25 protein-coding genes, 1 tRNA gene and 1 pseudogene are annotated in these 24,458 nt (G+C 69.2%); 11 read left to right on the forward strand and 16 right to left on the reverse strand.

What is annotated here, in order from left to right; all coding sequences use genetic code 11:
• Positions 1-22: 22 nt before the first annotated feature.
• Positions 23-1,711 (forward strand): fatty acyl-AMP ligase, encoded by a 1,689-nt coding sequence (locus F9C11_RS12195; RefSeq protein ID WP_409184970.1) that lies wholly within the window; start codon positions 23-25, stop codon positions 1,709-1,711.
• 201 nt (positions 1,712-1,912) lie between these two features.
• Here F9C11_RS12195 and F9C11_RS12200 read toward each other — a convergent pair whose 3' ends face one another.
• The 3 genes from F9C11_RS12200 to F9C11_RS12210 all read right to left on the reverse strand — a co-directional run bounded on the left by F9C11_RS12200 (position 1,913) and on the right by F9C11_RS12210 (position 3,714).
• A complete protein-coding gene (locus F9C11_RS12200) occupies positions 1,913-2,281 on the reverse strand; it encodes a DivIVA domain-containing protein (protein WP_409184971.1) in 369 nt (122 codons plus the stop codon).
• A 229-nt stretch (positions 2,282-2,510) separates the two neighbouring features.
• Positions 2,511-3,104, reverse strand: a complete 594-nt coding sequence (pth, locus tag F9C11_RS12205) for an aminoacyl-tRNA hydrolase (protein ID WP_409184972.1) — start codon at positions 3,102-3,104, stop codon at positions 2,511-2,513.
• 10 nt (positions 3,105-3,114) lie between these two features.
• Positions 3,115-3,714, reverse strand: coding sequence for a 50S ribosomal protein L25/general stress protein Ctc (locus F9C11_RS12210; RefSeq protein WP_409184973.1), 600 nt, complete (start codon positions 3,712-3,714; stop codon positions 3,115-3,117).
• A gap of 325 nt (positions 3,715-4,039) precedes the next feature.
• Between F9C11_RS12210 and F9C11_RS12215 the strand changes: the two genes are divergently transcribed.
• The gene (locus F9C11_RS12215) at positions 4,040-5,155 is read left to right on the forward strand and encodes a hypothetical protein (RefSeq protein ID WP_409184974.1); all 1,116 of its coding nucleotides are present in this window, start codon (positions 4,040-4,042) and stop codon (positions 5,153-5,155) included.
• A 111-nt stretch (positions 5,156-5,266) separates the two neighbouring features.
• Positions 5,267-5,911: an NAD(P)-dependent oxidoreductase gene (locus tag F9C11_RS12220; RefSeq protein WP_409184975.1), complete on the forward strand. Its 645-nt coding sequence runs from the start codon at positions 5,267-5,269 to the stop codon at positions 5,909-5,911.
• Positions 5,912-5,966: 55 nt separating this feature from the next.
• Here the strand turns inward: F9C11_RS12220 and F9C11_RS12225 are convergent, their stop codons facing one another.
• A complete protein-coding gene (locus F9C11_RS12225) occupies positions 5,967-6,812 on the reverse strand; it encodes an esterase/lipase family protein (protein ID WP_409184976.1) in 846 nt (281 codons plus the stop codon).
• A 122-nt stretch (positions 6,813-6,934) separates the two neighbouring features.
• On the opposite strand from F9C11_RS12225, the gene F9C11_RS12230 reads away from it, so the two are divergent.
• Positions 6,935-7,612, forward strand: a complete 678-nt coding sequence (locus tag F9C11_RS12230) for a TetR/AcrR family transcriptional regulator (RefSeq protein WP_409184977.1) — start codon at positions 6,935-6,937, stop codon at positions 7,610-7,612.
• Here F9C11_RS12230 and F9C11_RS12235 read toward each other — a convergent pair.
• Positions 7,548-8,421, reverse strand: a pseudogene (locus F9C11_RS12235) (TIGR03621 family F420-dependent LLM class oxidoreductase). The gene F9C11_RS12230 and the pseudogene F9C11_RS12235 sit on opposite strands and share 65 nt — an antisense overlap.
• Before the next feature lie 96 nt (positions 8,422-8,517).
• Here F9C11_RS12235 and F9C11_RS12240 point away from each other — a divergent pair.
• Complete coding sequence (locus F9C11_RS12240; RefSeq protein WP_409184978.1) at positions 8,518-8,943, forward strand: pyridoxamine 5'-phosphate oxidase family protein; 426 nt, start codon at positions 8,518-8,520, stop codon at positions 8,941-8,943.
• 1,172 nt (positions 8,944-10,115) lie between these two features.
• On the opposite strand, the gene F9C11_RS12245 is transcribed toward F9C11_RS12240, so the two are convergent.
• The 4 genes from F9C11_RS12245 to F9C11_RS12260 form a co-directional block, all read right to left on the reverse strand.
• Positions 10,116-11,096 carry a ribose-phosphate diphosphokinase gene (locus tag F9C11_RS12245; protein WP_409184979.1) on the reverse strand — a complete coding sequence of 327 codons (981 nt, stop codon included), beginning with the start codon at positions 11,094-11,096 and terminating at the stop codon, positions 10,116-10,118.
• Entirely contained in the window at positions 11,093-12,589 is a 1,497-nt protein-coding gene (gene glmU, locus F9C11_RS12250) for a bifunctional UDP-N-acetylglucosamine diphosphorylase/glucosamine-1-phosphate N-acetyltransferase GlmU (RefSeq protein WP_409184980.1), read from the reverse strand. The genes F9C11_RS12245 and glmU overlap by 4 nt, the downstream gene beginning before the upstream one ends.
• Before the next feature lie 45 nt (positions 12,590-12,634).
• Positions 12,635-14,314, reverse strand: coding sequence for a diguanylate cyclase domain-containing protein (locus tag F9C11_RS12255; protein ID WP_409184981.1), 1,680 nt, complete (start codon positions 14,312-14,314; stop codon positions 12,635-12,637).
• 90 nt (positions 14,315-14,404) lie between these two features.
• Positions 14,405-14,476, reverse strand: a tRNA-Gln gene (locus F9C11_RS12260).
• 197 nt (positions 14,477-14,673) lie between these two features.
• Between F9C11_RS12260 and F9C11_RS12265 the strand changes: the two genes are divergently transcribed.
• Together F9C11_RS12265 and F9C11_RS12270 are read left to right on the forward strand one after the other, a co-directional pair.
• Entirely contained in the window at positions 14,674-15,633 is a 960-nt protein-coding gene (locus tag F9C11_RS12265; protein ID WP_409184982.1) for an acyl-CoA desaturase, read from the forward strand.
• Between the two features lie 207 nt (positions 15,634-15,840).
• Positions 15,841-16,431 (forward strand): TetR family transcriptional regulator, encoded by a 591-nt coding sequence (locus F9C11_RS12270; protein ID WP_409186885.1) that lies wholly within the window; start codon positions 15,841-15,843, stop codon positions 16,429-16,431.
• 4 nt (positions 16,432-16,435) lie between these two features.
• Here F9C11_RS12270 and F9C11_RS12275 read toward each other — a convergent pair whose 3' ends face one another.
• From F9C11_RS12275 to F9C11_RS12285, 3 genes are read right to left on the reverse strand one after another with little or no spacing between them, the layout of a single operon-like run.
• A complete protein-coding gene (locus tag F9C11_RS12275; RefSeq protein ID WP_409184983.1) occupies positions 16,436-16,816 on the reverse strand; it encodes a VOC family protein in 381 nt (126 codons plus the stop codon).
• Complete coding sequence (locus tag F9C11_RS12280; protein WP_409184984.1) at positions 16,816-17,214, reverse strand: NUDIX hydrolase; 399 nt, start codon at positions 17,212-17,214, stop codon at positions 16,816-16,818. The genes F9C11_RS12275 and F9C11_RS12280 overlap by 1 nt, the downstream gene beginning before the upstream one ends.
• Positions 17,215-17,224: 10 nt before the next feature.
• Positions 17,225-17,758 (reverse strand): MarR family winged helix-turn-helix transcriptional regulator, encoded by a 534-nt coding sequence (locus F9C11_RS12285; RefSeq protein ID WP_409184985.1) that lies wholly within the window; start codon positions 17,756-17,758, stop codon positions 17,225-17,227.
• A 30-nt stretch (positions 17,759-17,788) separates the two neighbouring features.
• On the opposite strand from F9C11_RS12285, the gene F9C11_RS12290 reads away from it, so the two are divergent.
• The gene (locus F9C11_RS12290) at positions 17,789-18,505 is read left to right on the forward strand and encodes an SDR family NAD(P)-dependent oxidoreductase (RefSeq protein ID WP_409184986.1); all 717 of its coding nucleotides are present in this window, start codon (positions 17,789-17,791) and stop codon (positions 18,503-18,505) included.
• A 2-nt stretch (positions 18,506-18,507) separates the two neighbouring features.
• Here the strand turns inward: F9C11_RS12290 and F9C11_RS12295 are convergent, their stop codons facing one another.
• From F9C11_RS12295 to F9C11_RS12305, 3 genes are read right to left on the reverse strand one after another with little or no spacing between them, the layout of a single operon-like run.
• Positions 18,508-19,647 carry a PQQ-dependent sugar dehydrogenase gene (locus F9C11_RS12295; RefSeq protein WP_409184987.1) on the reverse strand — a complete coding sequence of 380 codons (1,140 nt, stop codon included), beginning with the start codon at positions 19,645-19,647 and terminating at the stop codon, positions 18,508-18,510.
• A gap of 19 nt (positions 19,648-19,666) precedes the next feature.
• A complete protein-coding gene (locus F9C11_RS12300; protein ID WP_409184988.1) occupies positions 19,667-20,320 on the reverse strand; it encodes a response regulator in 654 nt (217 codons plus the stop codon).
• Positions 20,317-21,441: a sensor histidine kinase gene (locus tag F9C11_RS12305; RefSeq protein WP_409186886.1), complete on the reverse strand. Its 1,125-nt coding sequence runs from the start codon at positions 21,439-21,441 to the stop codon at positions 20,317-20,319. The genes F9C11_RS12300 and F9C11_RS12305 overlap by 4 nt, the downstream gene beginning before the upstream one ends.
• A gap of 116 nt (positions 21,442-21,557) precedes the next feature.
• On the opposite strand from F9C11_RS12305, the gene F9C11_RS12310 reads away from it, so the two are divergent.
• Positions 21,558-22,193: a class I SAM-dependent methyltransferase gene (locus F9C11_RS12310; RefSeq protein WP_409184989.1), complete on the forward strand. Its 636-nt coding sequence runs from the start codon at positions 21,558-21,560 to the stop codon at positions 22,191-22,193.
• Complete coding sequence (locus F9C11_RS12315; protein ID WP_409184990.1) at positions 22,165-22,671, forward strand: DedA family protein; 507 nt, start codon at positions 22,165-22,167, stop codon at positions 22,669-22,671. The genes F9C11_RS12310 and F9C11_RS12315 overlap by 29 nt, the downstream gene beginning before the upstream one ends.
• On the opposite strand, the gene F9C11_RS12320 is transcribed toward F9C11_RS12315, so the two are convergent.
• Positions 22,649-23,425 carry a helix-turn-helix domain-containing protein gene (locus tag F9C11_RS12320; RefSeq protein WP_409184991.1) on the reverse strand — a complete coding sequence of 259 codons (777 nt, stop codon included), beginning with the start codon at positions 23,423-23,425 and terminating at the stop codon, positions 22,649-22,651. The genes F9C11_RS12315 and F9C11_RS12320 overlap by 23 nt on opposite strands.
• An 88-nt stretch (positions 23,426-23,513) precedes the next feature.
• On the opposite strand from F9C11_RS12320, the gene F9C11_RS12325 reads away from it, so the two are divergent.
• On the forward strand, positions 23,514-24,455 hold the full coding sequence (locus F9C11_RS12325) for an LLM class flavin-dependent oxidoreductase (RefSeq protein WP_409184992.1): 942 nt from the start codon (positions 23,514-23,516) through the stop codon (positions 24,453-24,455).
• The last annotated feature ends 3 nt before the right edge of the window (positions 24,456-24,458 follow it).

Consider the following 24,458-nt stretch of genomic DNA (forward strand, 5'->3'; position numbering starts at 1 on the left):
ACCGGACAGTAATCTGACGCACATGAGTCGGTTTGTGGACACACTCGTCGGGAACGCGGCGGACCGGGGGCAACGGCGCGGCATGGTGACCGGCGAGCCCAAGGAGCCGGTGCGCCGGACCTGGGCGCAGGTGCACGACGAAGCGCGCCGGATCGCGGGCGGGCTGGTCAGCGGCGGATTGGCGCCGGGGAGCGCGGTGGCGGTGCTGGCCGCGGCGCCGGTGCTCATCGCGCCGACCGTGCAGGCGGTGTGGCTCGCAGGCGGCAGCGTGACGATGCTGCACCAGCCGACTCCGCGCACCGACCTCGCCGCATGGGCCGAGGACACGGTGAAGGTGCTCGCGATGATCGGGGCCGAACTGGTCGTGCTGGGCGAACCGTTCGACCAGCTCGCCCCGGTGCTCGAAGGCAAGGGCATCGGCTACCGGCTGATCTCGGAACTCGCGGCCGCGCAGCCGCTGGCCGAGATCGTGGAGACCGCCGAGAGCGACACCGCGCTGCTGCAGCTGACCAGCGGATCCACCGCGGAACCGAAGGCCGTCCGGATCACCTACGGCAACCTGTACACCAACGTCAAGGCGATGGTCGACCGCGCCGAGTTCGAGTTCGACACCGACGTGATGGTGTCGTGGCTGCCGACCTTCCACGACATGGGCATGGTCGGCTTCCTGACCGTGCCGATGACGTTCGGCGTCGAACTGATCAAGATCACCCCGGTCGAGTTCCTGACCGGCCCGCTGATCTGGCCGGAGCTGATCAGCAAGTACGGCGGCACCACGACGGCCGCGCCGAACTTCGCGTACGCCATCGTCGGCAAGCGCATGGCCCGGGTCGAGGACGACAACGCCTACGACCTGTCGAAGCTGCGCATCGCGCTCAACGGCGCGGAGCCGATCGACGAAACGGCCGTCGCGACCTTCGTGGACGCCGGAAAGCGGTTCAAGATGCCGCCCGAGTGCGTGTTCCCCGCCTACGGCATGGCAGAGGCGACGCTGGCGGTCTCGTTCGCGCCGCTGTTCACCGGCCTCACGCTGGACGTCGTCGAAGCGGACGCCCTGGAAGCCGACAACCGCGCGGTGCCGGTGCCCGAGGACGACCCCCGCCGCGGCACGGACGCGGTCCGCTCGTTCGCCCTGCTAGGCCGCCCACTGGACGGTCTGGAAGCGGACATCGTCGACGAATCCGGTGCGGTACTGGGCGAACGCCAGGTCGGCGAGATCCGCCTGCGCGGCGAGGCGGTGACCCCGGGCTACCTGACGGTCAACGGCCCACTGGATACCCAGGACGCGGACGGCTGGATGAAGACCGGCGACCTGGGTTACCTGGTCGACGGCCAGATCGTGATCTGCGGCCGCCGCAAGGACGTCATCATCATGGGCGGCCGCAACCTGTACCCGACCGACATCGAACGCGCCGCCGGTTCGGTCGAAGGGGTCCGGGCAGGCAACGCCGTCGCGGTCCGCCTGGACGCGGGCAGCCGCCGCGAACGCTTCGCCGTGGTCGTGGAGTCCAAACTGGCCGGTGACGCCGCCGAGGAAAACCGCCTGGCCAAGGAAATCGCCGCCCGGGTCCGAGACGCAGTGGACATGCGCCCCTTCGCCGTCGTGGTCCTCCCCGCCGGAAGCCTGCCGAAAACCCCTTCCGGCAAGGTCAAGCGGGCAGCGACCGCAGTGCAGTACGCGGACAAGATCGCGAAAAACGCAGACGCCTAACCGCCGCCGCTGCACCCGAGCAACGAGGCACCCAGCCCCGGCCCCGTACCCCGATACGAAGCCAAAAACGCGGTCTGGGGGTGCTTGTCAAGGCATCTTTCCCGCCTTGACAAGCACCCCCAGACCGTCGTCACACTCAGCTTCGGGGTGCCCCACGCAACCACCGCCCCGCGAGGTGCGAAGCACGAGCCGTCGGGGACCTCACCTCCCAGACAACCCCTCCACCGGCGCCTCAGCGACCACCGGCCAAGAAGCCCGTCCAGCAGTGGCCTCGGTATGGTCCCGGCTCCCCGGAATCACCGGAGCCCTCCTTCCGGACCTCTCGGCGAGCTGCGCCTCCACCTCGTCGAGAAACTCGTCGACCTCGCGCTCGTCGTACCCGCGCTTGCCGATCAACGGCTTGGAGAACAGCACGTGGTGGACCTCGGCCGCGGTGAGATCGTCCTCGTCGGCGAGCGTTTTCGCGATCCGCCGCACGAAGTCGTCGACCTCCTGCTTGGCGTAGCCGCGGCGGCCGATCGGGGCGTTACCGAAAGCGACCTCAGCGAGATCCTCGGCGGTAAACGGCATGGATCATTCTCCGATTCAGGGTCGGGGTGGTGCGAACTCCTGAACTCCGTCCTAACTGGTCCCAGCCACCCCGGGAAGCCCGCGCCCGCCCGGACGACTCGATCAGGGCCCCATAAGCCACCCATCGAGTGAGAAATCGATCACGCACCGCCACAACGGCTCACCCACAGGCACCCCGGGCCGAAGCGGTCCTTGAGGCCGCATCCGGGTGAAACCCGGCATGGCGGGGTCAGGCGGCGTGGAACGCGTTCTGCGCCGCGGCCAGTCCCCGCGAAATCAGCGCCTCGGTGGCGTCCGCGCACCGGTCGATCTCGAACGGGAGCTCCTTGCGCTCGACCGTCGAGAAGTCCTTCAGCACGAAATCCGCCGGATCCTGCCGTCCCGGCGGCCGCCCGATGCCGAACCGCACGCGGTAGTAGTCGCGCGTGCCGAGCGATTTGGTGATGGACCGCAGTCCGTTGTGGCCGTTGTCGCCGCCGCCGAGCTTGAGCTTCAGCGCGCCGAAGTCCACGTCCAGCTCGTCGTGGACCACCACGACGCCGGACGGCGGGACCTTGAAGAACCGGGCCGCGCCGACCACCGGGCCGCCGGAGAGGTTCATGAACGACCGCGGCTTCACCAGCACCACGCGGGACCCGGCCAGCCTGCCCTCGAGCACCTCGGCCCCGCTGCGGTGGGCCTTGAACTTCCCGCCGATCCGGCCGGCCAGTTCGTCCAGCACCATGAACCCGACGTTGTGCCGGTTCCCGGCGTACTGGGGCCCGGGATTGCCAAGGCCGGCGAGCAGAATCAGCTCGCCGGCCCCGGGCAGGTCTTCACTCACGAAAGCGAGTTTATTCGGCCGCCTCGGCGGCGGCTTCCTCGGCTTCGGCGTCCTCGTCAGCGGCGCCGCGCGGGGCCTCGTTGACGGCGACGACGAGCGCCTCCGGGTCGGTGACCAGCTCGGCGCCCGACGGCAGGCTGATCTGGCCCGCGTTGATCTGGGTGCCGGCCTCGATGCCCTCGACGGAGACCTCGAACTGCTCGGGGATGTGCAGCGCCTCGACCTCGACCTGGATCGTGTCGATGTCCTGGGCGACCAGGGTGCCCGGGGCGGGGGTGCCGGAGACGACGACCGGAACGTCGACGGTGACCTTCTCGCCGCGCTTGACGACCAGCAGGTCGACGTGCTCGATGTAGTTCTTGAGCGGATGGACCACGATGGTCTTGGTCAGCGCCAGCTCGATGTTGCCCTGCAGGTCGAGCGTGATGACGGCGTTGGTGCCGTTCTCGCGCACGACGCGGGCGAACTCGATGGCCGGCAGCGCGAAGTGCCGCGGGTCCGAGCCGTGCCCGTAGAGCACCGCGGGGATTTTGCCGGCGCGACGGGTGCGGCGGGCGGCACCCTTTCCGAACTCGGTGCGCGGTTCGACGGAAAGACGTACCTCGGACACGGTTTAGCACTCCTTCAAATCACACGACGTGCGGCAGGGGGCGGCGGGATCGTCGATCTCTGCTTGGGGCGGCTGTGCACGGCGGCGAGATTGCGGGCGTGAGCGGACCACGGGGCTTCTCGAGCCGCCGCGTCGATCACGCCGGGCACCTACCGGCGCACCCGCCTCGCCGAGACAACCCGAGAAGTGTAAACCAGCCGGTCCGCACCGGCGTGCACCGGGTCGGGGCGGCCTCCCCCGGCCGGGTGGGTGACGACACAATTCCCGTCCCGCTCGCCGTTCCGGCGGGGGTGGCATGATTTCCGCGGATAGAGGGGCGGCCGACATGCGGGCTCGATGGACAGCGACAGCGCTGGTGCTGGTTGGCGGGCTTCTCGCGGGCTGCCAGGTCGCGGTGACCGGCACGGCGGGACTGTCCGATGCCGACCGGCAGCTGGCTACTCAGCGTGCACAGCAGCAGACGGCGATCGACGCCGCGCTGCGGGCGCTGGAGCAGGCGCCGGCACTGCAGTACGACGCGACGCTGAAGGACGGCGCCGGCACCCCGGCGACGCTGACCTACCGCGTCGCGCGCGACGGCAACGGCTTCGGCGCGCTGCCGCTGGAGGGCAAGCCGGTGCGGATCACCGAACCGAACGGGCAGCTGTACCTCGCCGCCGACGCGGACTACTGGAAGTCGCACGGCCTCGAGGAGAACAGCACCCAGTTCGGCTCCGGATGGGTGCACACCGTCGGCAGCGAACTGCCGGTCGACCCGGCCGCGCGGATGACCCCGGCGAAGCTCGCCGGCGAACTGCGCAAGGCGCTCGGCGGCCTCGGTTCGGGCGCGCCGCGGAAGCAGAAGCTGCCGGACGGCACCGAGGTGTACGACCTCGGCGGCGCGCTGCAGGTGACCACGGCCGAACCGCACCGGGTCACCGGGTTCGCGCCGGCGCTGCTCGATCCGCGCGGCGGCCCGAAGCTGGGCGCGGCGTTCCGGGTCCGGCCGCTGGGCGCGGCCGAGATCAAGCAGTTCCACACCGATTTCGACGCCGCGGTCGACGCGCTCGGGCAGCCGTTCGACGGCCTCGCGCAGGCGAGCGTCACGGTGCTCAACGACAAACTCGACTGCCAGGACTACGTCGGTTCCTGCAAGACCACTGTGGACGTTTCGAACAGCGTCGTCGGCAACCAGCCGGGTTCGAAACCGAGCGTGCACATCAAGCTTTCGGTGGAAATCAGCGCGGACACGCTCGGCTCGCAAAGCTGCGCGACGGAGGGCGACGCCGCCGCGGACGCGACCATCACGATGTCCTGCTCGGTCAAGTTCACCCTGCCCAACCGCACCGCGAGCTACCAGGTGCTGGCGAAGCCGACGGCGGTCGCCGAGGTGCGCTCGCCGGTCGACGCGAACGCGCTGAAGGCGAAGCTGGCCGCCGCGTTCGCCGCGCTCGGCGGCTGACCTGCACGCTCACCTCGGGGTGCGTTGCTTCCGTTGAAGTAGCCGAAGATCCGTCCCTACCATCGCCTGTGTCGAGAGCGTTGAGACGGACTTTCTTTCGAGGAGCGGCAAATGAGCAAGCTGGTGGTATTCGGCGCGACGGGATTCGCCGGTAGCCGGATCGTCGACGAGGCGCTGCGGCGCGGGCACTCCGTGACCGGGGTCGCGCGCAAGGCCGAGGGGCTGCCGTCGGAGGTCGAAGCGCGGGCGGGGTCGATGCACGACGCGGAATTCGTCGCTTCGGTGGCCAAGGGCGCGGACGTGCTCGTGATCGCGACGCCGGGCCGCGCGGACGAGGAGGGCCGCCGCCTGGTGGACGCGCTGCCGACGCTGGTCGAGGCGGCCCGCGCGAACGGCGCCCGGCTCGCGGTCGTCGGCGGCGCCGGTTCGCTGCGAGTCAGCGAGGACGGGCCGCGCTTGATCGACACCCCGGAGTTCCCGGAGGAGTACAAGGCGGAGGCGGGCAGCCACGTCCTCGTCCTGGAGGCGCTGCGCGAGCTGCCGGACGACGTCGACTGGTTCTACGTCAGCCCGGCGGCCGAGTTCGGTTCCTGGATTCCCGGCGAGCGCACCGGCACCTTCCGGCTCGGCGGCGACGTGCTGGTCAGCGACGCCGACGGCCGCTCGCACATCAGCGGCGCGGACCTGGCGATCGCGTTCCTGGACGAGATCGAGGAGCCGAAGCACTCGCGCGCCCGGTTCACGCTGGCGTACTGAACACCGGACCCGGTGGTGCGGTTTCCGTTGGCACCACCGGGTTGTGGGGTGTTCGTCAGCCAGGAGATCCGGCGGTGCACGCGAATTTCGTGGCGTGCGCCGGGTCGAGCGCGTTGGTGACCAGGTTCCAGACGTTGAGGTCGTAGGCTTCGCCGATGTGCCCGACGGGGTCGAACGGGCAGGTGTCCTGGACGTACTCGTTCGTGACGCCCGGCTCGCGCACGAAGGACGTTTCGGTCGGCGTGACCAGTTCGTCGAACCGTGACGTGAGCACGGTGTAGCGCACCCCGGGCTGTGCGATGGGACCGTTCGTGAGCGTCTGGACCGCGCTGCCGTCGGTGATCAGGTTGTCGCACGCCGGGCAGCCGAACGCGGTGAGCGCCTTGCCGACCTCGTCGCGCACTCCCAGCAGATACGCCAGCTTGGTCAGATTGGCGAACGTGGTGCCGTGCGTGGGCGGCGCGATGGCGACGACCGAGCCGATGCGGTCGGCGATGCCTTGCGTCTTGGTGACGTAAAGGGTTTGGAAGCCGCCCTCGGAGTGGCCGACCAGATCCACTTGCGCCGCACCGGTTTCCTTGAGCACCTCGCCGACGAACTGCTTGATTTCCGTGGCGGAGTCGGCGATCGGGCGAAGCCCGCCGACGAGCGGGAATCGCGGATACGCGCCGTAGGTCCGGCTGAAGGTGCAGTATCCCTTGGCGGCGACGTGGTCCTGGAGATAGTTCAAGTCCTCATAGGACGTCGCGCCGAGTCCGTGCAGGAACACCACGGGACGCGGATGCGCCGCGCTCGGCCGGCATGCCGGATCGTTGACGCCGCCGGTCGGGGCGGCTGCTGCGGGGGCGGCGAACGCGGCGGTCAGCAATGCCGCGGCGGCCAGGACGATGCGCAACCTCATCGGAGCGGTCCTTCCCTGTCGTCCTTGACAGAGTCCTTGACACTGGATACCCGGGGGTATTGGATACCTGAAGGTATTGAGCGGGCTGAGGCAGTGTCAACCCCCGGATGAGGGAGAAGCCGATGACCGGCCGGACGCGGCCGACGCGGGCGGAGACCCGGCGGCGCATCCTCGACGCGGCCTTCGCCGTGTTCGGGGAACAGGGCATCGCCGCGACGAAACTGACCGAGGTCGCCGCGGCGGCAGGGTTGACGAAAGGCGCGGTTTACTCGAGTTTCGCGTCGAAAGACGAACTGGTGCTGGCGTTGATGGAAGAACACGCCGCGCACCGGCTCGAGGCGAGCCTGGCGAGTTTCGCCGAAGCGGACGACGGCGGGGCGGGACTGGCGAACGTCGCCGCCGTGCTGATGTACGAAATGCGCGCCGACGCGGTGTGGCACCGGCTGCTGGCCGAGTTTTTCGCGATGGCGCACCAGGACGACCGGCGGCGCGACGCGTTGCGCCGGCGCCGCCGGGAGGTCCGCGACACGATCGCGCGGGCTTTGCGCCGGCTCGCCGAGGGACTGGACCTCGAACTTCCGTTGCCCGCCGAGGAATTCGCCGTCGTGCTGCTCGCGTTGAGCAATGGGTTGGCGGTGGAAGCCGACATCGACGACGAAGCGGTGCCGGACGGTCTCCTCGGCCGAGTGCTCACGCTCATCGCCGGAGACGCCGTCGCGAAGGTGCGGGCGGCGGCTAGCGACCCCGCAGTTCAGCCACCACCGGAGCGAAAGTCTCCATCATCGCCTCGAAAACGGTGAAGTAGGAGAAGCCGTACCGTTCGCGCTGTGCGATCAGTTGCTGCACCATTTCGTCCACCGTGCCGAAGAGCAGTTGCGGTGCCCGCAGCAGTTCGTCGACGTTGGCCGCGCTGCGCTCCTCGGTCTCGGCGTGCCATTCCGCGGCGGCCTGGCGGCGGTCGTCGGTGACCACGACGCGCTGGATCAGCATGTTGTAGCCGATCTCGCGATCCCCTGCCAGGGAACGGAAATACGCGACCCGCTCGTCCATCGCCACGTCGTTGTCGAGCACGAACGTGCCCGGCGGGCGGCCGCGATCCTGGCGCAGACCGGCGAATCCGACGATGTCCGCCTGTTCCGCGGCGAGCTTCAGCACGCCGTCGCTGTTGCCCGCGATCAACAGCTTCGGCATGCCGCCTTCGTCCTCCACGCGCGTGCGCAACTCGTCGAGACCCTCGGCGAGGTAGGCGATCCGGTCGGCGGCTTTGCGCCACGGCAGCCCGGCGTCGTCGAACTCGTGCTTCATGTGGCCCGAACCGAGACCGAGTTCCAAGCGGCCTTCGGTGAGTTTGTTGACAGTGGCGACATCGCGTGCGAAGAGCGCCAGGTTGTAGAAGGGAACATTGGACACCAACGTGCCGACCCGTACCCGCTCGGTCACCGCGGCGGCGGCCGTGAGCGCGGGAAACGGCGACAGCCGCCCCGGCCCGAGATGGTCGGGCACGGTCAGGTGGTCGTAGCCGAGCTCCTCGGCCCGCCGGCATTTTTCGGCCCCACTCGGTGCCGGTGGCCGTGAGCCGCAGGCTGACGCCGAATTCGAAGTTCCCCATGGCCGTGACGCTATCCAGTCCCGGACGGGTGACGCACGGATTTTCGCCGCCGGCGGAACCCGGTTTTTGTCGTACCCCCTCGTTAGCTTCGGGGGCATGGTGTTGTCGAAGGAAGAACGGGAACAGTTTCTGGCCGAACCGCACATCGGCGCGCTCTCCGTGGTCGAGCGCCCGGACCGCGCACCGCTCACGGTGCCGATCTGGTACCAGTACACGCCGGGCGGCGAACTGTGGGTGATCACGGAACCGAACTCGCGCAAGGCAAAGGCGATCGAGGCGGCGGGACGGTTCAGCCTGATGGTGCAACGGGTCGAACCAACGGTGCGGTACGTGTCGGTGGAGGGCCCGGTCGTGCGGACCCGGCCGGGCAGCGCCGAGCTGACGTGGGAGATGGCGTCGCGGTATCTGCCCGCCGACAAGGTGGCCGGGTATGTGGAGTTCGAGCGGACACAGCTGGGCGAGCACATGGCGATCCACATGCGGCCGGAGAGGTGGTTGTCTTCGGATATGGGAGCTGCGTGAGGACGGTGGGTGAGCTGGTTTGGCGTGAGGGAGGCGGGTGAGTGCTGCTTGGCGGGGCGTGGGGTGGGTTGGGTGGGAAGTGTGGGTGAAGGGGAGTGGGTGATGGGCTCGGGTGAGCGGTGTGGCGTGAGGAAGGCGGGTGAGTGCTGCTTGGCGGTGCGCGAGGTGGGTTGAGTGGGAACTGTGGGTGAGGGGAGTGGGTGATGGGCTCGGGTGAGGGGTGCGGCGTGCGGGAGGCAGGTGAGTGCCGCTTGACGGTGCGTGAGGTGGGTTGGGCGAGAAGTGAGGGTGAGGGGTGTGGGGCGCGGGTGAGCGGTGTGGCGTAAGGGAGGCGCCTGAGTGCCGCTTTGCGGTGCGCGAGGTGGGTTGGGTGAGAAGCGTGGATGGAGGGCGTGGGTGACGGGTGCGGGGTGACAAATGAGCGGTGTGGCGTGAGGGAGGCGGGTGAGCGTCGCTAGGCGGAGCGCGGGGTGGGCTGCGCCCGTCACTCCGCGCCCTTCTTCCCACGCTCGCCACCTCGCGCCCGTCACCCTGCGGCTTTCAGCTCACTCCTCTCACCCACGCTTCTCACCCAGCGCACCCGGCCCACCCCGCGCCCTTCACCCGGCGCTCGCCACCTCGTGCCCTTCATCCCACGCTCCCCACCTCGCGGCCTGCACCCAGCGCACCCGGCCCACCCCGCGCACTCACCCCGCCCCCGCGCACCTCACCCCCGTTCGTCGCCCATTCCTCTCACCCACACTTCTCACTCAGCCCACCCCGCACCCAGCCCACCCCGCACCCCTCACCCCACGTCCGTCACCCACTCCCCTCACCCACGCGGGTGAGCCGTCGGCACGCTGGTGTGCCGGACGAGGCCGGTCCGCGCGGCAGTCAGGGCCCGCACAACAACGGTGTCAACCGAGCGTCACAACTAGACAGGAGGTGGTGTTTGGATCATTGGTGCCCTCAAGACAGGCATAAACTGTCCGGTCCTCGTGGGCACCGCTGAAATGAGGCGTCGCGCCCGGAGCGCGACTTCCTGGGCTGGCCAACCCGGCTGGCCTGAACGTACCGCGGCGTCGCCCGTCGCTCTCGGATCGCCGGGATTGAGCCCGACAGCAAACCGGGCCCCTGGCGTTTCCGCCAAGAGCCCGGATGTGACTGCGTCAGTCAGGCTGATGCCGTCCGTGTCACGCGTTGCCGTCGAAGAGCGAGGTGACCGAGCCGTCCTCGAAGACCTGTTGGATGGCTTCCGCGAGCATCGGGGCGATAGACAGCACCGTCAGACCCGGGAAGTGCTTCTCCTCCGGGATCGGCAGCGAGTTCGTCACGATGACCTCGCGGGCCTTGCACTGGGAGAGCCGCTCGGTGGCCGGGTCGGAGAGGATGCCGTGCGTGGTCGCGATGACCACGTCCGCCGCGCCCTCCTCGAGCAGGGCCTCGGTGGCCTTCACGATGGTGCCGCCGGTGTCGATCATGTCGTCGATCAGCACGCAGAGCTTGCCCTCGACCTTGCCGACCACGCGGTTGGCCACGGCCTGGTTCGGCTTGTCCGGGTCGCGGGTCTTGTGGATGAACGCGATCGGCCGGTCGCCGAGCTGCTGGGCCCACTTCTCGGCCAGCCGCACGCGGCCCGAGTCCGGCGAAACGACCGTGATGTCCGCGTCGCCGTAGGTCGCCTTGATGTGGTCGGCCAGCACGGTCTGCGCCATCAGGTGGTCGACCGGGCCGTCGAAGAAGCCCTGGATCTGCGCGGTGTGCAGGTCGACCGTCATGATCCGGTCCGCGCCCGCGGTCTTGAACAGGTCCGCGATGAGCCGCGCCGAGATCGGCTCGCGGCCCTTGTGCTTCTTGTCCTGGCGGGCGTACGGATAGAACGGCATGACCACGGTGATCCGCTTGGCGCTCGCGCGCTTGAGCGCGTCCACCATGATCAGCTGCTCCATCACGTACTCGTTGATGGGCGTGGTGTGCGCCTGGATCACAAACGCGTCGGTACCGCGCACCGACTCCTCGAACCGCACGAACAGCTCGCCGTTGGCGAACGTGTGCGCGGTCTGCGGGGTGATCGTCACGTTGAGGTGCTTGGCGACCTCTTCCGCGAGCTCGTGGTGCGCACGCCCGGAGAAGAGCATCAGATTCTTCTTCGGCGTACCTGACTTCGGACTCATGCTGGCGACTCCCCGTCGGTTCCTGCTGCTGACTCGGACACAACGGTGTCCTGCTGCTGGGCGGCGAGCGCGGCTTCCGCCGCCTCCGCCGCGGGCGTACCCGGCCTGCGCCGGACCGCCCAGCCTTCGATGGTGCGCTGCGGACCGGCCGACAGCGCCAAGGAGCCAGGCGGAACGTCGTCGCGGATCACCGCACCGGCTCCACTGTAAGCGCCGTCCCCGATCCGCACCGGCGCGACCAGCGTGTTGTCCGCCCCAAGCCGGACATGCGAACCGACAACGGTCTGGTGCTTGCTCACCCCGTCGTAGTTCACGAAGACACTGGAACAGCCGATGTTGCTGTGGTCGCCGACGATGGCGTCGCCCACGTACGTGAGATGCGGCACCTTCGTTCCGGTGCCGATTTGCGCGTTCTTCGTCTCCACGAACGCGCCCAGCTTGCCTTTCGCGCCGAGCTTCGTGCCCGGCCGCAGGTACGTGTACGGACCGACATTCACGCCGTCGCCCAGCTCAGAGCCCGAACCGTGCACGCGGACGACCGACGCGCCCGCTCCGATCCGCACGTCGGTCAGGGTGGTGTCCGGGCCCACCACGGAGCCCTCGCCGACCGAGCAATGGCCCTTGAGCTGGGTGTTCGGCTCGATCAGCACGTCGCGGGAGAGCGTGACGTCCGCCTCGATCCAGGTCGTGTTCGGGTCGGTGACCGTGACGCCTTCGCGCTGCCAGCGGCGCACGATCCGGCGGTTGTACTCGGCGCCGAGCACCGAGAGCTGCACCCGGTCGTTCACGCCCTCGGTCACCCACGGGTCGTCGACCACCAGCGCGCCGACGCCCTTGCCGTCCTCGCGCGCGATGCCGAGGACGTCGGTGAGGTAAAGCTCACCCTGCGCGTTGTCGGTGGACAGCCGCGACAGGCCGTCGATCAGCACGGCCGCGTCGAAGGCGTAAACCCCGGAGTTGATCTCGGTGATCGCCCGCTGCTCCGGCGTCGCGTCCTTGTGCTCGACGATCGCGCTGACCGAACCGTCGGCGCCACGGACGATGCGGCCGTAGCCGGTCGGGTCGGCGACCTCGGCGGTGAGCACGGTGACCGCGTTGCCGGTCTTGACGTGCTCGGCGCGCAGTGCTTCGAGGGTTTCGGTGTCCAGCAGCGGAACGTCGCCGTAGCTGACGACGACGGTGCCGGTGAGTCCTTCCGGCAGCTCGGCCAGCGCGCACGAAACGGCGTGCCCGGTGCCCTTCTGCTCTTCCTGCACGGCGGTGGCGACCTCGCGGCCGAGCGCCTGCCCGACCCGTTCGAGCTCGGCGCGCACGGCGTCGCGGCCGTGCCCGATGACGACCACCAGATGCTGCGGCTCGAGGCCGGCAGCGGCGCGCACAGCGTGTTCCACCAGCGGCCTTCCGGCGATCGGGTGCAACACCTTAGGAGTGGAGGAACGCATGCGGGTGCCCTCACCCGCAGCGAGGATCAGCGTGCTCAGCGGGCCGCTCACGAGTCTCCCAACGATTCACCGGTGCGTTGACGAGCACCAACGATCCTACGTGGGGTCCTCAGCGCTCCACGCGGGGTCGGTCGGAGCGGTTTCCCCAGGCCAGCCGCCGGTGCCGTCGCCTGCCATCGAATTGGCCGACGCGACCTGGTTGCCGCCGCCGCGTTTCGCTTCGTACATCGCCGCATCCGCGCGCGCGAGCACCTGCTCGGCCCGCTCCTGCGGACGCAGCGACACGAGCCCGATGGACAGCGTCACCCCGTGCGAAAGGTGGTGCGGCAGCGTCGCGACGGATTTGGCCGCGCGGCCGAGCGCCATTTTCGCCGCCGACGCCGGCGCGCCGGGCAGCAGCACGATGAACTCGTCGCCGCCGTAGCGGGCCACCACGTCGTCGCCGCGCAAAGCGTCGCGCAGAGTACTTGCCACAACACGCAAAACGTTGTCGCCCTCGGCGTGCGACTGCTTGTCGTTGACACCCTTGAACCCGTCGAGGTCGACCAGCGCGACCGCGAGCGGCTGCGCGTCCGCCGACGACGCCAGCGCGCGCAGCCGTTCGTCGAGCGCGCGGCGGTTCGGCAGGCCGGTGAGCGGATCCTGCAGTGCCTGCTGGGTGATCGCGCCGTGCTCGGCGGAAAGCCGTTCATGCTCGCGACGCGCGTTCAGCGTGGCGATCTGCGATTCGCGCAGCGCCCACATTTCGGTTTCCAGCGCGGTCGCGTAGTCGATCAGCGACTGGCTCGCGGCTTCCGGGTCGAGCCGGGCGAGTTCGCGGGAGAGAGTGAGCCGCATCGACGGCTGCGAGACGTCCTCGGCCAGCAGGTCGCGGGATTCGCGCAGCACCCGCAGCGCGTCGGAGCGGCGGCCGGCCGCGTCGAGACACCGGGCCAGCGCGATCGCGACCAGTTCCTGCTCGTGCGGGAAATGGTGGCCGAGATGCATGCTCTGCAGCCGTTCGACGTGCTCGGCGGACGGATCGTGCAGCGCGAGCGCGGCGGCTAGCACGCCGACTTGGTCGACCGCGGACACCCCGATCTTGCGCGGGAACAGCGATTCGGCGAACGGCCCCTCGGCGGCGACCGCCATCGACGCGGCGGTGCGGAACTTCTCCGCCGATTCGTCGTACTGCTCGATCCGCTCGAGCCGAAGACCCCAGCCGAGCAGCATCTTGACCCGGTTCATCAGCTGCAGGGTGATCTCGTGCGGGCTCGCGCTTTCCCGGATCGCCTGGTGCGCGCGGCCGATCACCTCTTCGGCGGCCTCGTAGACGCCGAGCTGGTTGAGCACGATCCAGCAGTCGATGAGCGCCATCGACTGCATGCGGTTCCAGTTGCGCACGCCGACCTGGCGGTCCGGGATGGTGGAATCGTCGAGGATCGCGAGCGCGCGGGCGATCTCGGTGAGCGCGGCGTCCTCCTGCGCGGCGAGCACGAGCCGGCGTCCGCGCAGCGCGTGCGCGTCCGCGCGCAGCAGCGACAGCCCGTGCCGGCGGGTGTGCGCGAGCATCTCGTCGAGCCGGGGTTCGGCCTCGGCGGCGAGGCCGCGGGTGACGAGCCGGGCGAAGGCGGAGGCGCGCAGCAGCTGGGCGACGAGGGTGGGTTCACCCCGGCGGAGGGTTTCTTCGAGCAGCTCGTCCATGATCTTGACGATCTCGAGCTGGTTTTCGTGTTCCTGGCGCTGAACGGCCGCGATGAGCTCCCGCGCGCGCCCGACCAGCCACGCGTCCGACATCTCGACCAGGGTCGGGCGACGGGCGCCCCCGGGGTCGCTCGGTTGCTCGCTCAGCCGCCCCCACTCCCATCGCCCTCGCCGGATGTGCAGCTCCGCCGCCAGGATTCGAACCTGAACTGTCAGAACCAAAATCTGAAGTGCTGCCGATTACACTACGGCGGATCGGTCCTGGTCAGGATAGCGATGATCGAGGACGGGGGCGCCAGGAGGGGGAGCCGTGCGTCACAGAGCCGTCCCGCGCACTGGGCAATCGGACTTTTCGGGCCTCCACAGCGCCGGAAACCTCCTGTACCGTAACTTACGACACCGTAGGTAAGGGCACCCTTGGCAAGGGGTTGTAAGAGGAAAGAAGTGAGCGCATGACGGCCACCCTCGATCGTTCTCAGTCAGCGGGCGACCCGCCGAAGGGGCCCAAGCCGATCATCGAAGGACAGCGGTCGATCGGGGTCCAGCTGTCGGTGTACTTCGGGGTGCTGCTGCCGATCGTGGCGCTGCTGGTCGCGGTTCCGTTCGCCTGGGGCTGGGGGCTGACCTGGCTGGACGTCGCGCTGTTCGTCGTGTTCTACGGGATCAGCGGGCTGGGCATCACCGTCGCCTACCACCGCCACTTCACCCACGGTTCGTTCAAGGCCAAGCCGTGGCTGCGCGTGGCGATGGCGATCGCGGGCAGCATCGCGCTGCAGGGCCCGGTGATCACCTGGGTGGCCGACCACCGGCGCCACCACGCGTTCTCCGACCGCGACGGCGACCCGCACTCGCCGTGGGCGTACGGCACCTCTCCGCTGGCCATCGCCAAGGGGTTCTGGCACGCGCACATGGGCTGGCTGTTCGAGCGCGACAAGAGCAACCAGGGCCGGTTCGCGCCGGATCTGGTGAAGGACAAGGCGATCCGCAAGGTCGACGACCTGTTCTGGCTGTGGTCGCTGGTGAGCCTGTTCGGCCCGGCGCTGCTGGGCGGCCTGCTCTCGTGGTCGCTGTGGGGCGCGGTGACCGCGTTCTTCTGGGCCGGCCTGGTCCGGATCTGCGTGCTGCACCACGTGACCTGGTCGGTCAACTCGATCTGCCACATGATCGGCGAGCGCCCGTTCGCCGCCCGCGACCGTTCGGCGAACTTCTGGCCGCTGGCGATCTTCTCCTTCGGCGAGTCCTGGCACAACCTGCACCACGCCGACCCGACCTCGGCCCGGCACGGCGTGAAGCGCGGCCAGATCGACATGTCGGCGCGGCTGATCTGGATCTTCGAGAAGTTCGGCTGGGTGCACGACGTGCGGTGGCCGACGCCGCAGCGGCTGGCCCGGATCGCCGCTCAGGCCAAGTAGTTTTCCCTTGCCGGGCTTGGTTTCCCGGCCCGTTCCGCCGAATGAACCCCGTCGCCGCGGCGGGGTTCGTTCGTTTCGACCGGCGGCTCCCTGGAGCCGGCCGGGGCGAGGCCCGCTACCCTGCTGCGAATGGCGGGGAGACGACGGGCGAAGCGAGAAGCAGCGGTCACCGGCGCGCGGCCGGCCGCACCGGTCGCCCGGGTGCGCATGACCGGCACCGAGCGCAGGCAGCAATTGCTCAACGTGGCGCGCGCCCTGTTCGCCGAGAAGGGGTTCGACGGCACCTCGGTCGAGGAGATCGCCGCGCGGGCGAACGTGTCCAAACCGGTGGTTTACGAGCACTTCGGCGGCAAGGAAGGCATTTACGCCGTCGTGGTCGACCGGGAGACGCAGCTGCTGCTGGACCGGATGGTCTCGACGCTCCACGGTGGACACCCGCGGGTGATGCTGGAGCAGGCGGCCATCGCGTTGCTGAGCTATGTCGAGGATTCCCACGACGGTTTCCGCATTCTCGTCCGCGATTCCCCGGTCGCCAGTTCCACCGGCACGTTCTCGACTGTCCTCAACGACATCGCGAGCCAGGTCGAGCACATCCTCGCGCAGCAGTTCGCCGCGCGCGGGTACGAGGAGAAGCTGTCCGCGCTTTACGCGCAGGCGCTGGTCGGCATGGTCGCGCTGACCGGGCAGTGGTGGCTGGACGCGCGCAAGCCGAAGCGCGACGAGGTCGCCGCGCATTTGGTGAATCTCGCCTGGAACGGGTTGTCCCATCTGGAGAACAAGCCGCGGCTGCTCGGCTGAGTCTTCAGCCGCCGGAGGGCGCGTTGCTCAGGTCCACGACGCAGAACAGGTTGTCGTCCGGGTCGGCGAGGACCACGAAGTCCGGTTCCGGCGGGTAGTGCGGCCAGTCGACCCGTTTCGCGCCTAGCCCGATCAGCCGTTCCACCTCGGCCCGTTGCTCGTCCGCGGTGTCGGTGTAGAGGTCCAGGTGCAGCCGCGGCCGCGGTTCGGCGGGCGATTCGCTGCGCAGCAACCCGAGGGCGTGCGTGCCGTCGGGGTGGGCCAGCGTCCGCCACGTCGCGCTCGCCCATTCCGGGTCTTCGACAAGCCCGAGCGCCTCGGACCAGAACCGCATCGCGCGTTCGACGTCGGCGACCCCGAGCACCGTGATTCCGAGCCGCAGCATCAGGCCAGTTTTCCTTGTGCGTGCAGGTCGTCGAGGATCAGCTGGACCGTCGCCGACACCTGGTCGCGGTCGGCGTGGGCGAGCCAGCCGAACGATTCGATCTCGCTGCTCGGCTTCAATTCGCCGGTGTATTCGGCGGTGTAGCAGGTCATCCGCACCACGACGCCGTCCGCTTTGCCGTGCGCCTGCGCTTCCCAGGTCCCGGCCGGCCGCGCGGAAGCCGGGTCCAGCGTCACGCTCAGTTCCTCGGCGATCTCCCGGACCAGCGTCTCGACGTCCGATTCGCCTTCCTCGCGTTTCCCGCCGGGCAGGTACCAGGTGTCCTTGCCCGCCGAGCGCGCGGCGAGCAGCTTGCCGTCGACCAGGTGCAGCCAGGCGACTTTGTCGATGGTGGACATGTCCGCCACCCTACCGCCGCGCCCGCCGGTCCAGGTCCGCGAGCAGGATGCGCAGGAGATCGGCCAGCTGCTCGCGCTGTTCCGGGGACAACGCCGACACCAGGGTTTCCTCGTGTTCCAGCAGATCGCCGACGGTCCGCTCGATCAGCTCGTGCCCGGCCTCGGTCAGCTCGACGTACACCCCGCGACGGTCCGAAGTGGACTTGACCCGGCGGACGTGTCCGTCGCGTTCGGCGCGGGCGGTTTGCTGGGAGATCGCGCCGGGGCTGACCCGGCAGCGTTTCGCGAGTTCACCCGCGCTGAGCCGGTACGGCGGCCCGGCCCGGCGCAGCGTGCTGAGCAGGGTGCGGGTCGAGGCGTCCATCCCGAGTTCGAGCATGGTCGCGCGCCGGTCGTCTTCGAGCAGTTTCGCGATGTGCCAGATCCGCGTGATCACGCCGATGGACGACACCGGCGTGCCCGGCCGCTCGCGCAGCCACGCCCGCTGAATCTCGTCCACCTCGTCGCTTGACGGGTTTTCGCCGCCGCCGGTACCGTCGCTCACGAGAGGTACTTTAGCAGTAAAGGACATGCGATGAAACGGGAAGTCGTAGTAACCGGCGGCGGTACCGGAATCGGGTACGCGATCGCCGCGGCGTTTGCCCGGGCGGGCGATCAGGTCACGATCACCGGGCGGCGCGAGGAGGTGCTCACCGAGGCGGCGACGCTGCTCGGCGCGCGTGCGGTGAGCTTCGACGCGAGTGATCCCGAGGACGTCGAGGCGGCGCTCGACCAGCTGCCGGAACGGGTCGACGTGCTGGTCAACAACGCTGGCGGCAACACGGATTTCCTGCGTACCGACGACGGAGGCCTCAAAGCGCTCGACGCGGCTTGGACGGCCAACCTCCGGGCGAACCTGTTCAGCGCCGCGTTCGTGACCACGGCGCTGCAGGACCGGCTGGCCGACAACGGCCGCATCGTCACCATCGGTTCGATCGCCGGGCACACCGGAGCCGAATCGTACGGCTGGGCGAAGGCGGCGGTGGAAGTGTGGAATACCGAAACCGCGCGGCAATTCGGGCCGCGCGGGATCACCGCGAACATCGTCGCGCCGGGGCTGATCGTGGACACCGAATTCTTCCGCGGGAAACTTTCCGCCGAGCGCCGGGAATGGCTGATCGAGAACACGATGACGAAACGGGCGGGCAAACCGGACGACGTCGCCGAAGTGGTGCGGTTTCTGGCGTCCCCGGAGGCCGGGCACGTCACTGGGCAGGTCGTGCACGTGAACGGCGGCGCGTACGTCGGCTGAGGTCAGCCGGGGGTCACGCGCAGCACTTTGTCGTTGCTGCCGTTGGAAGTCGTCACGTACAGCGAGCCGTCCGGTCCGCTCCGGGCCGCGCGCAACCGGCCGAATTTGTCGTTGAATTCCGCGGGCAGCGTGACTCTGGTGACCTTCGCGGCCGCGTCCAGGTGCAGCAGCAGGAGTTTCTGCCCCTTCAGCGCGACCACGACCAGCGCGCCTTCGTCCGCGCCCCATTGCTTGCCGGTGAGGAAGGCGTCGCCGCTGGTCGCCTCGGTGACCTGCCCGCTGGTCCACAGTGGACGAACCGCGTCCGGGAACCGGGTGGTGTCGGTCATCGGCACGCTCTCGTCGTAGCTGGAATCGACGCCGCCCTTCGACGGATCCCAGCCGTAGTTCCCGCCCGGCCGCAGGAGATTCACCTCGTCGTCGAACGCCGGTCCGTGTTCGGAGGTGACCACCTGGCCGGTGCCCGGCCGGATCGCGACGCCCTGCACGTTGCGGTGGCCGTAGGTGTAGATCCGCCGCTCGTTCGGGTCGGCGGACGCGGAGAAGGGGTTGTCCGGCAACGGTTCCCCGGTCTTCGCGTGGATCCGCAGCACCTTGCCGCCGAGGCTGTGCCGGTCCTGGGCCACGGTGGACCGGGCGGTGTCGCCGGTGCCGACGAGCAGCGCGCCGTCGGGAGCGAGCGTCGGGCGGCAGCCGGAATGCCGTCCGCTCGGGTTCACCGGCAGGCCGGTCAGCAGGTCGCGCACCTTCGCCGCGCTCGCGCCGTCGTCGGCGAGCCGCCAGGTGACGAGCCGGACGTCGACCGCGCGGCCGTTTTGCTGGTGAGTCTGGCAGGTGGTGAACTCGCGCGAGGTCGCGAAATCCGCCGCCAGGACCAGGCCCATCAAGCCGCCTTCGCCCTGCACCAGGACGTCGGAGAAATCGGCGCGCACGTCGGTCGTCCGGCCGTCGCGGACCAGCGCGAGCTTGCCGGGGCGCTGCGGCACGAGCAGGGAACCGTCGGGAAGGAAGCCGACGTCCCAGCCGTGCTCGAGGCCGTCCGCGACCTCGTGCACGGTGAACCGGCCGGGCTCGGACTTCGCGGGCGCGGCCGAGCAGGCGGCGAGCAGCAGGACGGCGGCGACCAACGTGACGAGACGCATGGGTCCAGCATGCCCCGGTTCAGCCGCCGGGACGTACCAATCCGGACTCATACGCGAACACGACCGCGTGAACCCGGTCCCGCAGCCCGAGCTTGTTCAGCAACCGCCCGACGTGCGTCTTCACCGTCGTCTCGCCGATGAACAGCGTCCCGGCGATCTCGGTGTTCGACAATCCGCGCGCGATCAGGCCGAGCACGTCCTTCTCACGTTCGGTCAGCGTCTCCAGTTTCTGCTCGTCCAGCGGCGTCCGATGGGCGCTGAGGTACCGGTCGAGCAGGCGTTTCGTGACCGACGGCGACACCATCGCGTCACCGCGCAGCACGCCGCGGATCGCCACCAGCATCTCGTCCGACGGCGCGTCCTTGACCAGGAATCCGCTCGCCCCGGCGCGAAGCGCGGAGTAGGCGTACTCGTCGAGGTCGAACGTCGTGATCACCAGAACCGAGGTGTCCGGCAGTTCGGCGCAGATCTGCGCGGTGGCCGCGACGCCGTCGAGCACCGGCATCCGGACGTCCATCAGCACGAGCTCCGGCCGGTGCGCGCGGGCGAGTTCGACGGCTTCCGCGCCGTCGCCCGCCTCGGCGACCACCTCCAGGTCGGGCTGGCTGTCCACGATCATCCGCAGCCCGACGCGCACCAGTTCCTGGTCGTCGCAGATCAGCACGGACGTCATGCGGCGTCCGTCCGCAGCGTGGCCGACACGCGGTAGCCGCCGTCCGGCAGCGTGCCGGTTTCGAGCTTGCCGTGGTACATCGCGACGCGCTGGGCCATGCCGGTGAGCCCGCGTCCCGACCCGGGAAGCCCCGCCGCGACCGGTTGCCGTCCGCCGGAGTTGGTGACTTCGACGTGGATTTCCGGACCGGCGAAGGTGACCCGGACCCGGCCGCTCGCGTCGGCCGGCGCGTGTTTGAGCATGTTGGTCAAGGCCTCCTGGACGATGCGGTACGCCTGAAGCGCGACTCCGGCGGGAAGGTCGGCGATGTCGCCGTTGACTTCGAGGGTGATGTCGCGGCCGGATTGCGCGACGAGCGTGCGCAACTGGTCGAGCGTCGGCTGCGGAGCGCGCGCGGGTTCGCCAGCATGCATCACTTCTAACAGCCGCCGTAGTTCAGCGAGCGCGGAACGGCCCGTTTTGCTGATGGTGTCGAGCGTACGGTCGACAGCGTCCGGGTCGTGATGGCGCGCGAGCTTCGCTCCTTCGGCGTTCAGGACGATCACGCTCATGCTGTGTGCGAGTACGTCGTGAAGCTCGCGCGCGATCCGCGTGCGCTCTTCGGCGACTGAAGCGCGGCTGCGGGCTTGTTCCTCGGAGGCTGCCAGTTCCGCTCTTAACCGCTCTTCTTCGGCGAGTTGCTCCTTCGTGCGGAAGAACGCGCCGAGCGCCCATGCGGCCAGGAACAGCGGCGCTGCGCCGAAGATGGTGAGCGTCGGGTTCAGGGTGTGAGTGCCCCAGGTGAATCCCCAGAACGTTTCCAGCCCGGCGATAGCTACCGCGAAGCCGATGAACCATCTGTCGCCGGCTTTTACGAGCGTGTACAGAACGACGGCCATCGCGAGGTCGCTGCGGCCGCGGTCGTAGGCCCATATCTCGTTGGTGTAGACGACAGCTACGCCGATGAGGATCAGGAGCGCAACTGTGCGAGGGTAGCGGCGACGCAGCAACAGCGGCAGCAGGAACAGCATGGAGAGCATGCGGATCAGCCACGTGTCCTGGTCCGCGATGTTGGGGCCGAAGGCGACGAAGACGGCGTACAGCGGCAAGTCCAGCAACCAATGCTGCTTGCGTACCCACATCACCAGTCCACGCACCGAACGAACGTAACGCGCGGCCGTCGTCGCGCGCGTCGTTCCGGAGGATGGCTGTGGTCCTCCGAGCGGACGACTTTTCCCGCCGCCCGAGCCGATCCGCGATGACCAGGCCGCTTCCTACCGTCGAAAACATGTCGATTACCAGGGAGTTCTTCCGGCACCCGATGCGTACCGGCGCGATCGCGGCCAGCTCGGCACGGCTGGCCGGAGTGATGACTGCCGGGCTGGGCGTCGAGAGCGCGCACAGCGTCGTGGAGCTAGGGCCGGGAACGGGTGTCTTCACCGAAGTACTGCTTCGCATGCTTCAGCGCGACGCGCACTTCACCGCAGTCGAAATCAACCCGCATCTCGTACAAGAGCTACGCGAACGCTTTCCGTCGCTGCACATTGCGGAAGGCTCCGCAGAACACGTCGCTGCGTACGTGACCATGCCGGTCGACGTGGTCGTCTCCGGTCTGCCGTGGACAGCTATGCACGCTGCACCACAGGCGGCGGTATTGAACTCTGTCTGCGAGGTGCTGTCTCCACAAGGCCGCTTCACCACCTTCGCGTACGCGCACACCGCCTGGACACCGCCAGCGCGCCACTTCGCACGGTTGCTGCGCAGCCGCTTCGCGGTTGTCGAACGCACCAGTGTCGTTTGGCGGAACCTGCCGCCGGCGTACGTGTACCGCGCCGCTTTGCCCGTGCGGTCGGGACTGGACCGCTATGGACAGCCTGCTTCAGCCGCTTCTTGACGCTCCCGCGCCGCTCGTCTACTTGATCTGCGCGTTGGTGATCATGGCCGAGACCGCGCTGTTGCCTGGCATCGTGCTGCCGACGCTGTCGACCTTGCTGCTCATGGGTTTCCTTGTGCAGCGCGGGACTTTACAGCTGTGGCCAGCTCTCGCAATCTGCGTCGCGGCGGCTTTGGCGGGGGACCAGCTCGCGTACTGGGAGGGCCGGCTGTGGGGTCCGAAGCTGCGACGGTCGCGCGTAGGGCAGCGGATCGGCGAAGCGAAGTGGGACAAGGCCGAAGCGACCATCGCGCGTTACGGCGTGCCAGCAGTCGTCCTAGGGCGGTGCCTCGCGGGCGTACGCACTCTCGTGCCCCGCGTCGCCGGTTCTGCCGGACTGTCGTACCGACGCTTCTTCGTCGGAAGCCTGTGCGCGGCGGTGCTCTGGGCAGGGGTGGAGCTGACGATGGGTCAGCTCACCGGGTGGGTCGCGCCTTGAGCAGCTCCGCAGTCGAAGCGTCGGCCGGCAGGAAGGTTTCGAGGCTCAGCTCGGCGACCGTCACGTCGACCGCGGTGGCGAAGTGCGTGATCGCGGTGAGCAGCCGCAATTCGCCCGCAGAGCTGGACAACTGCAGCGGCACGGCGAACCCGAGGTGGTCGCCGGACGGTTCGCCGGGCGACGGCAGGTAGCCGGTGAGTTCGTCCAGCAACGCCTGGTGCCGGGGATCTGGACCCTGCGCCAGACCTTGGCGAGGGCGTTCGAGCACGTGCTGCGCCCAGTCGGCGAAATTCCGGATCCGCGGCGCCAGCCCGCGCGGGTGCAACGCCAGCCGCAGCACGTTGACCGGCGGTTCGAGCAGGTCCTCGGCGACGCCCTCGGTGAGCAGGCCGAAACTGTCGTTCGCCGCGACCAGGTCTCCGTAGCGGTTCACGACCAGCGCCGGGTACGGCTCGTGTCCGGCGAGCAGGGCGCGCAGCGAGTCCAGCACCGGCGTCAGCGCGGGGTCGTCCAGCCGGGTTTCCGGGTAGACCGGCGCGTATCCGGCGGTCAGCAGCAAGGCGTTGCGCTCGCGCAGCGGCAGCCCGAGCGCCTCCGCGACGCGCACCACCATGCCGCGTCCGGGCAGCGAACGGCCGCGTTCCATGAAGCTGACGTGGCGTTGCGTCGTCCCGGCTTTCAGCGCGAGGTCGAGCTGGCTGAGCCGGCGGCGGGAGCGGGCGTCGCGCAAGGCGTCGGCGAACGAAGCGGGCACCTGAGCGATTCTGGCCGAGGGCCCGGACGCCGGGCCATTCCCTGGAGGGAATTGCCGGGACGCCGGGCCGCGCTGGATTGTCGACGGCGTGGAATTCGGACTTCTTCTTCCCGCCGGACAGGCACAGCTCGAAGCTGGCGGCACCCCGCGTGCCCTCGTCGCATTGGCCCGCGAAGCCGAACGGCTCGGCTTCGATTCGATCTGGGCCGGCGACTCGCTTTCCCGCCCCCGGATCGAACCGCTCACCCTGCTCACCGCGGTCGCGCAGGCAACCGAACGGGTCACCGTCGGAACCGCCGTGCTGCTGCCCGCGCACCGCAATCCAGTGCAGACCGCGATGACGCTCGCGTCGGTCGACCTGATCTCCGAAGGACGGCTGGCGGTCGGCGTCGGCGCGGGCTTCCCCGGCTTCAGCGAGCGGGAGTTCGAGCTGGCCGGCGTCGATTTCCGGACGCGGTTCTCGCATCTGGACGACGTGGTCGCGCTCTGGCGCGAGCTGTGGACCGGGCAGCCGCGCTCGTTCCACGGCAAGGTCCTGCACTACGACTGGCTGCCGCCGGCGGTCCGGCCCGCGCGCCCCGGCGGTCCGCCGATCTGGCTGGGCGGCGCGACGCCGGCCGCGCTTCGCCGCACCGCTCTCCGTTACGACGGCTGGCTTCCGTATCCACCCGATCCGGCGGATTACGCGTCCGGTCTCGCGACGATCCGCGCCGCCGCCGACCGCCCGGTGACCCCCTCGCTGTTCTTGACCGTCTACGTCGATGCCGACCCGCGTCGCGGCCATCGTGTCCTGGAGGACTACGCGCAGGCGACTTACCAGCGGCCGTTGGCGCAGATCAGCACCATCCAGGCGACCGTCACCGGATCGATCCCGGAGGTCGCGGCGGCCGTGCGCCGCTACGCCGAGGCCGGAGCCGAACACGTGCTGCTGCGCGTCGGCTCCCTGGAACCCGGCGCGGTCGAGCGGCAACTGCCCCTGTTGGCGGAGGTGATCGCCGGGGAGCGAAAACTTGTCGGTGCCGCGACGTAGGCT

The sequence above is a fragment of the Amycolatopsis sp. VS8301801F10 genome (genome assembly GCF_046195355.1).
Lineage (GTDB): Bacteria > Actinomycetota > Actinomycetes > Mycobacteriales > Pseudonocardiaceae > Amycolatopsis.

Excerpts from the sequence above, each read along its gene's own strand:
- F9C11_RS12215 (WP_409184974.1), top strand. The coding sequence starts at position 4,040 with ATGCGGGCTCGATGGACAGCGACAGCGCTGGTGCTGGTTGGCGGGCTT.
- F9C11_RS12195 (WP_409184970.1), top strand. The coding sequence starts at position 23 with ATGAGTCGGTTTGTGGACACACTCGTCGGGAACGCGGCGGACCGGGGG.
- F9C11_RS12270 (WP_409186885.1), top strand. The coding sequence starts at position 15,841 with ATGACCGGCACCGAGCGCAGGCAGCAATTGCTCAACGTGGCGCGCGCC.
- F9C11_RS12305 (WP_409186886.1), bottom strand. The coding sequence starts at position 21,441 with ATGTGGGTACGCAAGCAGCATTGGTTGCTGGACTTGCCGCTGTACGCC.
- F9C11_RS12255 (WP_409184981.1), bottom strand. The coding sequence starts at position 14,314 with ATGTCGGACGCGTGGCTGGTCGGGCGCGCGCGGGAGCTCATCGCGGCC.
- F9C11_RS12230 (WP_409184977.1), top strand. The coding sequence starts at position 6,935 with ATGACCGGCCGGACGCGGCCGACGCGGGCGGAGACCCGGCGGCGCATC.
- F9C11_RS12265 (WP_409184982.1), top strand. The coding sequence starts at position 14,674 with ATGACGGCCACCCTCGATCGTTCTCAGTCAGCGGGCGACCCGCCGAAG.
- F9C11_RS12245 (WP_409184979.1), bottom strand. The coding sequence starts at position 11,096 with ATGAGTCCGAAGTCAGGTACGCCGAAGAAGAATCTGATGCTCTTCTCC.
- F9C11_RS12275 (WP_409184983.1), bottom strand. The coding sequence starts at position 16,816 with ATGCTGCGGCTCGGAATCACGGTGCTCGGGGTCGCCGACGTCGAACGC.
- F9C11_RS12300 (WP_409184988.1), bottom strand. The coding sequence starts at position 20,320 with ATGACGTCCGTGCTGATCTGCGACGACCAGGAACTGGTGCGCGTCGGG.
- F9C11_RS12315 (WP_409184990.1), top strand. The coding sequence starts at position 22,165 with ATGGACAGCCTGCTTCAGCCGCTTCTTGACGCTCCCGCGCCGCTCGTC.
- F9C11_RS12240 (WP_409184978.1), top strand. The coding sequence starts at position 8,518 with ATGGTGTTGTCGAAGGAAGAACGGGAACAGTTTCTGGCCGAACCGCAC.
- F9C11_RS12295 (WP_409184987.1), bottom strand. The coding sequence starts at position 19,647 with ATGCGTCTCGTCACGTTGGTCGCCGCCGTCCTGCTGCTCGCCGCCTGC.
- F9C11_RS12225 (WP_409184976.1), bottom strand. The coding sequence starts at position 6,812 with ATGAGGTTGCGCATCGTCCTGGCCGCCGCGGCATTGCTGACCGCCGCG.
- F9C11_RS12310 (WP_409184989.1), top strand. The coding sequence starts at position 21,558 with ATGACCAGGCCGCTTCCTACCGTCGAAAACATGTCGATTACCAGGGAG.
- F9C11_RS12220 (WP_409184975.1), top strand. The coding sequence starts at position 5,267 with ATGAGCAAGCTGGTGGTATTCGGCGCGACGGGATTCGCCGGTAGCCGG.
- F9C11_RS12280 (WP_409184984.1), bottom strand. The coding sequence starts at position 17,214 with ATGTCCACCATCGACAAAGTCGCCTGGCTGCACCTGGTCGACGGCAAG.
- F9C11_RS12200 (WP_409184971.1), bottom strand. The coding sequence starts at position 2,281 with ATGCCGTTTACCGCCGAGGATCTCGCTGAGGTCGCTTTCGGTAACGCC.
- F9C11_RS12290 (WP_409184986.1), top strand. The coding sequence starts at position 17,789 with ATGAAACGGGAAGTCGTAGTAACCGGCGGCGGTACCGGAATCGGGTAC.